Here is a 12,237-nt window from a genome sequence, read left to right on the forward strand (position 1 = left end):
GGCTGCCTTTTCAGACAGCCTCTTCCTTTTTTAATTATTTGATAAATATTTATTTCTCAAATTGTTTTAGTGTAGTGGTAATGATATTTACACAATCTCTAATTTGCTCTTCGTTCATTACTAATGGCGGAGCAAAACGAATAATATTGCCATGGGTTGGCTTGGCTAAAAGTCCGTTTTCTTTTAGTGCCATACAAATATCCCAGGCAGTAGAACTATCTTCTGAATCGTTTATAACAATAGCATTTAATAAGCCTTTCCCTCTAACTAATTCTACAATATTGGAATCACGTATAAAATCGTTGAGTAATCTTCTAAAAAGATTCCCAAGTTTTTCGGCATTTTCAGCTAAATTTTCATCGCGAATTACTTCAAGGGCAGCAGTTGCTACAGCGCCGGCTAATGGGTTTCCACCAAATGTAGAACCGTGTTGCCCGGGCTGAATTACATCCATCACTTCATTATTTGCCAACACAGCAGATACGGGATAAACACCGCCGGAAATTGCCTTTCCAAGAATTACCATATCTGGTTTCACCTCTTCGTGGTCTACTGCCAGTAATTGCCCGGTACGAGCAATTCCGGTTTGCACTTCATCTGCAATAAATAAAGCGTTATTTTCTTTACAAAGTTCTCGAGCCCTTTTCAGATATCCATCAGAAGGTACATAAACTCCCGCTTCTCCCTGAATTGGTTCTACAAGAAAACCTGCAATATTATCATTCTCTTTTAGCACTTTTTCCAGCGCATCAATATCATCGTAAGGGATTTTTATAAATCCGGGTGTGTATGGGCCAAAATTCTTCCTGGCACCTTCATCGTTAGAAAAAGAAATAATCGTAGTTGTTCTTCCATGGAAATTGTTTTCACAAACAATTATTTGGGCTTCAGTTTCTTTCACTCCTTTTCTTTCGTAAGCCCACTTTCTCGCAATTTTAATCGCGGTTTCAACAGCTTCTGCCCCGGTATTCATAGGCAGCAACTTGTCGAATTTAAAATAATCTGTTGCAAACTTTTCATACGGGCCTAATACGTCGTTATGGAACGCCCTGGAAGTAAGCGTAAGCGTAGCAGCCTGGTTACAAAGCGCATCAACAATTTTTGGATGGCAGTGTCCCTGGTTTACTGCAGAATAGGCTGAAAGAAAATCGTAATATTTATTTCCTTCTACATCCCAAACGTGAACACCCTCGCCGCGGCTAAGCACCACTGGTAAAGGATGGTAATTATGAGCACCATACTGGTCTTCTAATTCAATAGCTTCTTTTGAAGATGTAATTTTTGGTAAAGACATGTTCAATTTTTTTAAAATCAATAATTCTATAATTCCTTCTTTTGCACCTATAAAATCAGGTCACAGGGGAGAGAAATCATCCATTATTTAAGTTTTCGCAAATTACTAAATGTTTGTGGGAATTTTTAGGAACACAGGGAATAAATCTTCACAATTATTCTATTTTTGCGCTATGGGAAGAAGGAATAAAAACAAGGTATTTGAAGCCGTAGAAGTTACCGGTGCCGGTGGAAAAGGAAAAGGAATCGGGAAATCGCCAGATGGTAGAGTTATATTTATAGATAATGTGGTTCCCGGCGATGTAGCCGATATAAAAACTACTAAAAAACGAAAATCTTACTACCAGGGCACAGCGGTTAATTTTCATCAATTTTCAGAGAAGCGTGTAGAACCCGTTTGCCAGCATTTTGGAACTTGCGGAGGCTGCAAATGGCAAAATATGGGTTATGAATATCAGCTGGAATATAAACAGGACGAGGTTTTTAATAACCTTATTCGGGTTGGTAAGGTTGAACTGCCAAAGGTGACCCCTATTTTAGGAAGCAAAGAAATTTATTTTTATCGTAATAAAATGGAATTTTCATTTAGTGATAGCCGCTGGCTCACACCTGAAGAAATAAACAGCGGTAAAGATTTTGACGATAAAAATGCTCTTGGATTTCATATTCCAGGAATGTGGGATAAAATACTCGATATTAAAAAGTGCCACCTTCAGGAAGATCCCAGCAATGCCATTAGAAATTTTATAAAAGAATTTGCTACTTCTAATGGTCTTAGCTTTTTTAATGCGCGTAAGCAGGAAGGTTTATTACGAACTTTAATGATACGCACCTCCTCTACTGGTGAAATCATGGTGCTAATCCAGTTTTTTCATGAAGACAAAGCAAAGCGGGAATTGTTTTTAGATGCGGTAATAGAAATGTTTCCAGAGATTACTTCGCTTCAATATGTAATAAATGAAAAAGGGAACGATACTATTTACGACCAGGAAGTTATTTGCTATAAAGGCCGTGACCATATTTTTGAGCAAATGGAAGGACTTCAATTTAAAATAAACGCCAAGTCTTTTTATCAAACCAATTCGGCCCAGGCTTATGAATTGTATAAAATTACGCGCGATTTTGCCGATCTAAAAGGAGACGAAATAGTTTACGATCTTTATACCGGAACCGGAACTATCGCTCAATTTGTTGCAAAAAAAGCGAAAAAAGTAATTGGGGTTGAAGTTGTTCCGGAAGCGATTATTGATGCCAAAGAAAATGCCGAACGCAACCAAATTAACAATACAGAGTTTTTTGTTGGCGATATGAAAAAAGTTTTTTCTGAAGAATTTATCAATAATCACGGTCAGCCAGACGTTATAATTACAGATCCGCCACGAGACGGGATGCACAAAGATGTGATTGCCCAAATAATTGGTATATTGCCACAACGCATTGTTTACGTAAGTTGCAACTCTGCCACGCAGGCAAGGGATCTATCATTATTAGACGAATATTATAAAGTTACCAGGGTACAGCCCGTAGATATGTTTCCGCAAACCCATCACGTGGAGAATGTTGTGTGTTTAGAAAGAAAATAAATGAATAGAAGTTTTTTAAAAATTCTTGTACCAAGTGTAGTTTTACTAATGCTTATTATGGGGTGCCAGCGCGACGATATTTGTCCTGAAAGCACCCAAACTACGCCCATGCTCATCTTGAGCTTTTATGATGTTAATGATCGTGAAAGCTATAAAAGCCCTACCAATTTAAGCGTAAGGTCTATGGTAAGCGATTCTATAAAGACTTTATACCAAAGAATAAATCCTGATACTATTCAAATTCCATTAAGAACAGATCAAAATACTACCACCTATACCTTTACGCTTTTTGATGCAGAAGAAGACGACGAAGATCCCGAATTTACACCAGATACAGATACTTTAACATTTACCTACGGGACTGAAGAAGTTTATGTAAACCGTGCGTGTGCCTATAAAGTAATTTATAATAGCCTTAAATTAACCATTGAAGGTGGGGAAGAAGGCGAATGGATAGATTCTTATATTATAGAAGAACCCAATATTGAAGATGATACAGAATCACATATCAGCATATTTTTTTAGCATCCTATTTCTGTTCCTTGCTGCTCCATTGCTAAGTCAGGAAACAACGGTACAGGAAAAAGCAATAGAAGATAGTTTGGCCAACCGTGAAAAATTTGGGCTTCGGGTTGGGGCCGATATTAGTAAGCTTTTAAAAACTGCTTTCCAGGACGATTATTCCGGGTTTGAGATTTTAGGAGATTACCGGGTTTATAAAGATTATTACGCTGCCGCGGAATTAGGAAATGAAAGTATTGGTTATGCTGAAGATAATATTAGCATTACATCTCGCGGAAGTTATGTAAAAATAGGAGCAGATTATAATGCCTACGAAAACTGGACAGGTATGGAAAACATTATTTTTGTTGGCGCTCGTTATGGATTTTCAACCTTTACGCAAGATGTTGAAGAATACCAAATCTATACCACCAATCCGTTTTTTGAACCCGATATTCGTTCTGAAACCATAGAATATTCTGGCTTAACGGCAAACTGGATAGAATTAATAGCCGGGATTAAAGTTGAAGTTTTAAATAATCTATTCCTTTCAGTGAATGTACAACTGAAACGCAGGCTATTTCAAAGCACCCCAGATAATTTTGACAACCTCGCAATTCCAGGGTTTAACCGAACCTACGACGATAGTAACATTGGAGTTGGTTATGGCTATACCATTAGTTACCTGATTCCTTTTTATAAAAAATAGAGATTAGATTAAACTACTCCTGAAACTTCGCTTTCTTTGATCCCTGGTAAATCTGGTATTTCAATAATTTAGATTCCAGGGCACCGTTGTAAAGCTTAATTTTTCGAGAAGGTCTTAGGCCAACGTGTTTTATTGCTTCAAGATTAGAAGTGATAAACCAGGCATCGGTTCCCGGGTAGGCCTGCTTCAGTGTATCTCCAATTTCTTTATAGAATTTCGGCATATCAATCTCCAAACGTTCTCCATACGGCGGATTAAACAACATATGTAAATGCCTTTCGCCTTCTTTTTCTGATGCAAAGAAATCCTGCCTTTTTACTTTAATAAATTCGGTGAGATTGGCATTTTCAATATTATCAATGGCTTTGTGTACTGCCGAAGGTGCAGTGTCATACCCCTGAATAGTAAAATGAAATTCCCGTACTTTTTTAAGTACTGAAGCTTCAATTTTTTCAAAAAGATCTTCATCCCAATCTTTCCAACGTTCAAAAGCGAATTCCTTTCGGTTTAAATTTGGTGGAATATTGCACGCAATCATTGCGGCTTCAATTAAAATAGTTCCACTACCGCACATGGGATCCAGAAAATCGCACTGCCCGTCCCAACCAGAAAGTAATAACATACCGGCGGCCAAAACCTCGTTTATGGGCGCAATATTGGTCGCGGTCTTATATCCACGTTTGTGCAAAGACTGGCCTGAAGAATCAAAAGAAACATTACAAAAATTCTTTTCAATATGAATATTAACCCTCAAAGTTGGAAAATCAAGATCCACATTTGGTCTTTTATCAAACTTATCCCGAAAACGGTCCACAATGGCATCTTTTGTTTTTAAGGAAATATATTGGGAATGCGTAAAAGTTTCAGAATGTACTGTGGCATCAATTGCCAGGGTATCGTCTACATCCATAAAATCTTCCCAGGGTAGCTCGTAAATTTTCTTGTAAAGGTCTTCTTCAGAAAATATTTTAAAACTTTGGTATGGTTTAAGAATTTTAATTGCAGTTCTAAGGCATAAATTCGCTTTATACATAAAGCCTTTATCACCTACAAAACTTACATTTCTGGTTCCCTCTTTTACATCCATAGCGCCAAGTGCCATTAATTCTTTAGCCAAAACTGGCTCAAAACCATACATGGTCTTGGCAATCATTTTAAAATTATTTTCCATATCGGTTTTTTACAGTCCACAAAAATAGGGTAATTTTGCTGAATATTAGTATTGCCGGCTGGGGATGCTGAAATATTACCAATGCTTTTACGACTTATCTTTTTAACTCCTTACAATGAGGATTGAAAATCGTTGTGGCTGGTGTTAATTTTTTATTTTTTACTCCCGATTAGCTTCGGTAGAGGCCCTGGAGTGTGCCTTGAGCAATTTTACTAATTATTTTTGACTTAATTAATGATCTACATTTTACCTTTAATTTCTGTAATTGCCGGTTACCTTATTGCCATTTTCTTAAAACCCTCCTCCTCTATTGGTTTTAAGTTATTGCTTAGCTTTAGCGGTGCTTATCTCCTGGCGGTTACCATTTTTGAATTACTGCCCGAAGTTTATCTAAACGGAACCGAAGAAGTGGGTATTTTTATAATGTTGGGCTTACTGCTGCAAATAATCCTCGAATTTGTTTCTAAAGGAGTTGAACACGGGCATTTGCACCACCAGGAAGGAATGAAAAAATTCCCAATCCTATTATTGATTAGTTTGAGTATTCACGCATTTTTGGAAGGTTTTCCTATGGATGAAGGCGATCATATCTTACACGGAGTCGTAATTCATAAAATTCCGGTGGCAACCATACTGTCGGTTTTTCTTATCCATTCTAATTTGAGTAAAATTAAAGTCGGACTGTTCCTCGCGGTTTTTGCTTTAATGACGCCGCTGGGAAGTTTCTTTAAATCGCAATTTAGTTTACTTCAGGATATTTCAATTTATATAAACGCGCTGGTAATTGGTATTTTTCTGCACGTTTCTACTACTATTTTATTTGAAGCTTCTAAAAATCATAAATTTAATATTTCCAAGTTGGCAGTGATTGTGGGCGGAATTTTACTGGCTTATTTTATTTAATATGTTTAGCAAAGCCGAAAGCAAAAAATTAAGGCAACAGTTCTGGACGAGTTTTGGTATCGTTTTCCGGCAAAAATGGTTGCTTTATAACACTGGAATTAAAGAGCTTGAATTAAAATTTACGTTTAACCGAAAATTTGCCCAAGTTTCTATAGATGTTATAGATGAAGATCCGCTGATTTGCGCATATTATTTTGAAAAGCTAATTTCCTTGAAAAAAATTCTAACTACAGAATATCTGTCAGATGCCATATTTGAGGAAGAATACGAACTTCCGGAAGGGAAAATAATTTCCCGGGTTTACGTTCAATTAGATGGTGTTAGTATTCACAACCGCAATCAATGGCCTGAAGCGATGAAATTCCTAAATGATAATATGAAACAAATGGAAGCTTTCTTTGTGGAGTATAAGGATCTTTTTAGGTAAAGTCTACATTTTAATTGTTCATCATACTATTTGTTTCTTCATCTTTTAATAAAAAAATACCATGCCAGCGAATCTCCCATTAGAAATTCGGCAATTATTAAGTATCTTTTAATAATTGTTTAATCTTATTTAACAGCTAATTTTCCCGTTTTCCAGTAAATTCATTACAAATACTACCACTTCCAATTAAGGAATGTATTAAAAAGGAAAGAGAGGAAATGATGTTGAGGAAACCTTCTGAAGTAGACCACCTGGAAAAATATTATATTGCTAATTATACTGCCGCGATATACTATAAACACTGTATTCTAACCACTAAAAAGATCTTTTTAAAAAAACTGTTTAAATCTTTATACAATCATAAAAAAGCATTGAAAGACGATTTAGACCGGCATATTTTAGAAGCAAGAGACCAGGATTACCTGGACCAGCTTTTATTAAAATGCAAAAAAGAAGTGCTTAAAATGCAACAGAATTTAAGAATGAACACCAACCCAAAATCGGGACAAATTTGTACCGAAATGGAAAGGCGCTTTTTTAACCAGTTGCACCAAACACTTCAAGTATTAACAGATGGAAGTTTGCGTAACACCTTATTGTCTCACAAACATAAATCTAAAGCTTTACAGGAAAGATTACACCTGGTAAGCAAATACCTCATATAATTAGCCGTTAAATCCCCAGGTTATAAGTCTGTTGTGCAATTTCCAGTTCTTCATTGGTAGGAATAACTAAAACCTGAACTTTTGAATCTTCAGCATTTATAGTTCTTAATTCTTTTAAACGCTGTTTATTTTTATCTTCATTAAGTTTAATCCCAAAGAACTCCATATCTGCACAAACCAATTTGCGAATAACATCGCTATTTTCTCCAATTCCCGCTGTAAAAACCAGGGCATCAACGCCATTCATGGCAGCTGTGTAAGCACCTATATATTTTTTAATTCGGTAAGCATTCATATCCAGGGCTAATTGGCATTGTTTATTTCCATTTGCCGCCTGTTCTTCAATATCTCTAAGATCACTATAACCGGTAAGGCCGTACATTCCACTTTTATTATGCAAAATATCACTTACTTCCTGGGCTGAATACCCTAATTGTTCCACCAGGTAAAAAATAACCGACTGGTCTATATCTCCACTCCTGGTTCCCATAATAAGTCCGTTTACGGGCCCAAAACCAAGAGAATGGTCTATGCTTTTTCCATCCTGTACCGCCGTAATACTACAACCGTTTCCTAAGTGAATACTTATAATTTTAGAATTCTCTTTTTGTAAATATTCAATGGCTTTCTCCGTTACATATTTATGACTGGTACCGTGAAACCCGTATAGTTGAATGTGGTGTTTGTCTGAAAGTTCTGTAGGAATAGCATATTGCGAAGCCTGCTTGGGGATACTTCTATGAAATGCGGTATCAAAAACCGCTACCTGTGTGGCATTCGGGAAAAGTTTTTCTGCTACTTCAATCCCTTTTAAGTTTGGAGGATTATGCAAAGGTGCCAAAGAAAAGTATTCTTTAATCTTAGCCTTTACCTTCTCGTCTATCACTATGGTTTTAGAAAAACTATCGCCACCATGCACTACCCTATGGCCAATTGCCGGGATTTCTTCGGCATTTTTAATAACTCCTTTTTCCGAATCCATTAAAAGATCTGTAATTGCCTTTAATGCTATGGCGTGATCTTTTGCTAAAAGTTCTTCTGAAATCGATTCGTTTTTAGTTTTATAATGAAGTTTTGAACCTTCCAATCCTATACGTTCTACCATTCCTGAAGCTAAAACTTCTTCTGAAGGCATTTGTATTAATTGAAATTTTAAAGACGAACTTCCTGAATTTATAATTAAAATATTCTTCATTTGTTTGTGTTTGAGTTCAGCATCTTGCTGATTTCATTCTGAATTAAATTCCTTGAGCCTGGATGGCAGTTAAAATTACGGTATTGTAAACATCAGCAACGGTACAACCACGACTTAGATCGTTTACGGGCTTATTTAAGCCCTGAAGCATTGGTCCTATGGCCAAAGCGCCAGTTTCACGTTGTACAGCTTTATAAGTATTATTTCCGGTATTTAAATCGGGGAAAATTAGCACGTTAGCCTGTCCAGCTACTTCAGATCCTGGTAGTTTACTTTTTCCAACGCTAATATCTACTGCAGCATCATATTGAATTGGGCCTTCAATTTTAAGATCTGGTCTTCGTTCTTTAACTATGGCAGTTGCTTCTCTCACTCTATCTACATCTTCACCTTTTCCTGAAGTTCCCGAAGAATAAGAAAGCATGGCGATTTTTGGATCTATACCAAAGGCTGAAGCACTCTCTGCCGAAGAAATAGTAATTTCTGCTAATTCTGCCGCAGTAGGATTCGGATTAATCGCGCAATCACCAAATACTGAAACCCTATCTTCTAAACACATAAAAAATACAGAAGAAACTACAGAAACATTTGGTTTGGTTTTTATAAATTGTAATGCGGGTAAAATAGTATGTTGCGTGGTATGCGCTGCTCCAGATACCATCCCGTCTGCGTGACCTTTATAGATCATCATAGTTCCGTAGTACGAAACATCGCTTAAACGATCTTTCGCCATATCCATATTTACACCCTTATGTTTTCTTAATTCATAGAAAGTTTCAGCATAATCCTGGAAATTTGGGGAGTTTACAGGATCTACAATATTTACTTTTGAAAAATCAAGATCTAATGCAATTTTAGCGACAGTTTTCTGAATAGTATCAAAATCTCCCAATAAAGTTAGCTCTACCAGGTCCATATCTATAAGGCGTTTTGCTGCGGTTAGGATACGCTCATCTGTACCTTCTGGCAACACAATATGCTTTTTACTTTGTCTGGCTCTCTTCACCAAATCGTACTGAAACATTCTTGGAGTTCTACCCTGGGGTTGGTAATTTGTAAGTTTTTCTACCAGGGGATCAAAAGAAACATACCGCTCAAAAATACTAATGGTAGTTTGTATTTTCTGAATACTATCGGCATAGATATTAGACTTTATGGCACCAACTTTATTTGTTACTGCAAAAGTCCCCTCCTGTACCGAAATTATAGGAACAATATCAGATAAACCTTCAATTAATTTTAAAATTGATTCTTCCGGCCTTAAACCACCGGTTAAAATAATTCCTGAAATTCTTGGATAATTGCTCGAAATATTGGCTTGTAATGCACCAAGAATAATATCAGCTCTATCACCAGGAGTAATTACTAAACTTTCATTTTTTAAAGTAGTTAGATAATTTCTAAGCTGCATTGCTCCTACTCCAAAATTCCCGGTTTGATTATCCAGAAAATCGTGACCAAATAAAACCGTCCCGTCCAGTGCTTTAACTATCTCTTTTAAAGTTGGATTATTCAGTGTATCAATTAACGGAATTGCAAAAACATCAACTTCCTGAGGTAAAAATCCTCGCATATTTTTTGCTGCAGGCTCCAGGTTCTCTTCCTGGATTTTATTACTAACCATAGCAATAACCTGAACTTCTTTATCTCTAAACGCACGATAAGCCATTTGTTGGTTTCCTAACAATTCTTCCCAGCTCTTAAACTGGCCGCTAACTACAATTATAACTGGTATTCCTAAATTCTTAGCAATCACTACGTTTACATCAAACTCAAAAACACTACCCTCACCAGAGAAATCACTTCCTTCTACCAGTATAAAATCAAATTCATCTTCCAGCTTTTTATACTTGGAAATTATAGTGTCAATAATCTCCCCCGATTTTCCATCATTTGTTTTTTGAATTACCTCACTTCGGGTAAATGCATAAGTATCTTCATAAGGGATTTTTAAATCAAAATAGCTTAAAACTGTATCTATGTGATTGTCTTTTTCTCCTTTTGGGACATCGTTTATAATTGGCCTGAAGTAACCTACTTTCACCATTTTTCCTAAAAGTGTTCTCATTAATCCTAACGAGATCATAGATTTTCCGCTGTGGGACTCCAGCGTAGCGATATAAATTCCTTTGTTCATAATTTGTAAATTGGTTCGGCAAAAATAAAGTTAATAAAACAATTGTGTTTTTATGTTACTGGTAAAAAGAAGTAAACCTGACATCTATCAGCTTTTGATTATTCATACAACTTAGAACAGGGTATACAATGAATTTTAGCAAATTGAATAAAACAAAAAAACCACCCGAAGGTGGTTTTAATAATTAACTTATTGGTATATTATAAATCCAGCAAACCTACAAGGAGAATATCAAAATTCACTTCTGAATCTGCATCTACTGAGAAGCCTAAAAGATCTATTTCTGACGTGGTAGTAGCTTCAACTTCACCATCTAGTTCCAGCTCACCATCGGCATCCTCATCAGAAAAAGAAACAAAATGAAGTTCATAATCTCCTTTTTCTATAAAATGAATTTCAAACTCTCCCGAAGATTCATTTATTTTACTACTTGCGGTAGCATTGGCGAATAACACTCCTTCGCCATTTGCCGAAGTTTCATCTTCACTATACGCACCATCTTCATAAGCAAAAACCACAATAGTTTCAGACTCTGTAGAACCAAAATCGCTAACTGTACCGGTAATCTCACCGGCATTAATACTATTTACAGCTCTTATACTGTGAGCTAATTCGCTATCACTTACAAATTGAAATTCTCCTGCAGAATTAGTGACTATAGACTTTCTAAGGTCAAAATCTAAAATGATTTCATTATCATCATTCTCCTTAATCTCAACCTGATCGGTGATACTAATTTCTGCGGAAGAAGTAGCCAGGGCCTTCTTCTCCCCACTGCTAGTAAGTACATAATTAGCCGGTGCCTCTCCCGAAGCATCTGTTTCATTGTCCAGGCTTAACACAATCTCTGAAGTGGTACCACTTTCTAACTCAACATCTCCCAGTAATTCGGTTTCACCGTTTTGTAAACTACTAAGATTTACCGTAGTTTTTTCAAATCCTTCAATGGCTTTACCATTTACGCTTACCCCGGTAACGGTAATAAATACTGCATCAACTTCTGCATTATCAATTGGGGCATCGGTAAGATATACCTCGGTATTATAAGTGTCTGGTTGTGGCTCGCCGGTATCCACATCATCATCGTCATCTGAACACGAGACCAGAAGTCCCATTGATAACATTAAAATTCCTGTTTTGAATAAATACTTCAAATTCATAAGTTTTTAGTTTTTCGTTGTCTTCACAACAGTTAGTAATTAATAGATTTGATTAGCGCATCTTACGCAAGTAATTATTCGTTATAAAACTGGTTTTAAGTTCTGCCCTATTAACGCAAGTGAATTAGGACTATTATTCAAAAAGTATGATTTATAAAAGGTTTAACAATCCTTAAGAAAAAATTAAATGAAGAAAATGAAAGATAAAACTCCGGTAGAATGGTGGAAGCTTCTTTAATTTAGTGCTTACACTTTGAAGTAATAGTTGGTTTTAAAGATTGGTAATAAGGAAGGCTTAAAATCCCAATTTTAGAATAAGTGGATATTGCTCCAGAAAGACACAATATAACAACCTGAAAAGATTACTGACGGGGTACTTCTGAGCCTGAGTATACTTCAGCCCCAAACTTATTAAAACAAAAAAAGACCCTTACAACTTAATGTAAGGGTCTTCTAAAAAAAGGCGGTAACATACTCTCCCACAAATAGCAGT

The 12,237-nt window shown here is 36.3% G+C and carries 11 protein-coding genes; 6 read left to right on the forward strand and 5 right to left on the reverse strand.

The features are described from left to right. Positions 1–49: 49 nt before the first annotated feature. Complete coding sequence (gene rocD, locus B4F31_RS00740; protein ID WP_075327141.1) at positions 50–1,294, reverse strand: ornithine--oxo-acid transaminase; 1,245 nt, start codon at positions 1,292–1,294, stop codon at positions 50–52. A 172-nt stretch (positions 1,295–1,466) separates the two neighbouring features. Here rocD and rlmD point away from each other — a divergent pair, with 172 nt between their 5' ends. Genes rlmD through B4F31_RS00755 form a run of 3 tightly spaced genes read left to right on the forward strand, consistent with a single transcriptional unit; the run spans position 1,467 to position 4,086 of the window. Then, positions 1,467–2,876: a 23S rRNA (uracil(1939)-C(5))-methyltransferase RlmD gene (gene rlmD, locus B4F31_RS00745; RefSeq protein WP_093306624.1), complete on the forward strand. Its 1,410-nt coding sequence runs from the start codon at positions 1,467–1,469 to the stop codon at positions 2,874–2,876. After that, the gene (locus B4F31_RS00750) at positions 2,877–3,401 is read left to right on the forward strand and encodes a DUF6452 family protein (protein WP_075327142.1); all 525 of its coding nucleotides are present in this window, start codon (positions 2,877–2,879) and stop codon (positions 3,399–3,401) included. Then, positions 3,367–4,086: a DUF6048 family protein gene (locus B4F31_RS00755; protein WP_075327143.1), complete on the forward strand. Its 720-nt coding sequence runs from the start codon at positions 3,367–3,369 to the stop codon at positions 4,084–4,086. The genes B4F31_RS00750 and B4F31_RS00755 overlap by 35 nt, the downstream gene beginning before the upstream one ends. Positions 4,087–4,099: 13 nt before the next feature. On the opposite strand, the gene B4F31_RS00760 is transcribed toward B4F31_RS00755, so the two are convergent. Beyond that, the gene (locus B4F31_RS00760) at positions 4,100–5,257 is read right to left on the reverse strand and encodes a THUMP domain-containing class I SAM-dependent RNA methyltransferase (protein WP_075327144.1); all 1,158 of its coding nucleotides are present in this window, start codon (positions 5,255–5,257) and stop codon (positions 4,100–4,102) included. 234 nt (positions 5,258–5,491) lie between these two features. Between B4F31_RS00760 and B4F31_RS00765 the strand changes: the two genes are divergently transcribed. From B4F31_RS00765 to B4F31_RS00775, 3 genes are all read left to right on the forward strand, one after another. Further along, positions 5,492–6,160, forward strand: a complete 669-nt coding sequence (locus B4F31_RS00765; RefSeq protein ID WP_075327145.1) for a ZIP family metal transporter — start codon at positions 5,492–5,494, stop codon at positions 6,158–6,160. Between the two features lies 1 nt (position 6,161). Then, complete coding sequence (locus B4F31_RS00770) at positions 6,162–6,587, forward strand: DUF4268 domain-containing protein (RefSeq protein ID WP_075327146.1); 426 nt, start codon at positions 6,162–6,164, stop codon at positions 6,585–6,587. Positions 6,588–6,805: 218 nt separating this feature from the next. Further along, positions 6,806–7,252, forward strand: coding sequence for a hypothetical protein (locus B4F31_RS00775; protein WP_143083695.1), 447 nt, complete (start codon positions 6,806–6,808; stop codon positions 7,250–7,252). A gap of 7 nt (positions 7,253–7,259) precedes the next feature. Here B4F31_RS00775 and B4F31_RS00780 read toward each other — a convergent pair whose 3' ends face one another. From B4F31_RS00780 to B4F31_RS00790, 3 genes are all read right to left on the reverse strand, one after another. Beyond that, complete coding sequence (locus B4F31_RS00780) at positions 7,260–8,447, reverse strand: acetate/propionate family kinase (protein ID WP_075327148.1); 1,188 nt, start codon at positions 8,445–8,447, stop codon at positions 7,260–7,262. Between the two features lie 43 nt (positions 8,448–8,490). Beyond that, entirely contained in the window at positions 8,491–10,584 is a 2,094-nt protein-coding gene (gene pta / locus B4F31_RS00785; protein WP_075327149.1) for a phosphate acetyltransferase, read from the reverse strand. Positions 10,585–10,784: 200 nt separating this feature from the next. Beyond that, positions 10,785–11,744, reverse strand: coding sequence for a DUF4382 domain-containing protein (locus B4F31_RS00790; protein ID WP_083634191.1), 960 nt, complete (start codon positions 11,742–11,744; stop codon positions 10,785–10,787). Positions 11,745–12,237 lie beyond the last annotated feature (493 nt).

The organism is Salegentibacter sp. UBA1130, from assembly GCF_002311535.1.
In the GTDB taxonomy this organism is placed as follows: Bacteria; Bacteroidota; Bacteroidia; order Flavobacteriales; family Flavobacteriaceae; genus Salegentibacter; species Salegentibacter agarivorans.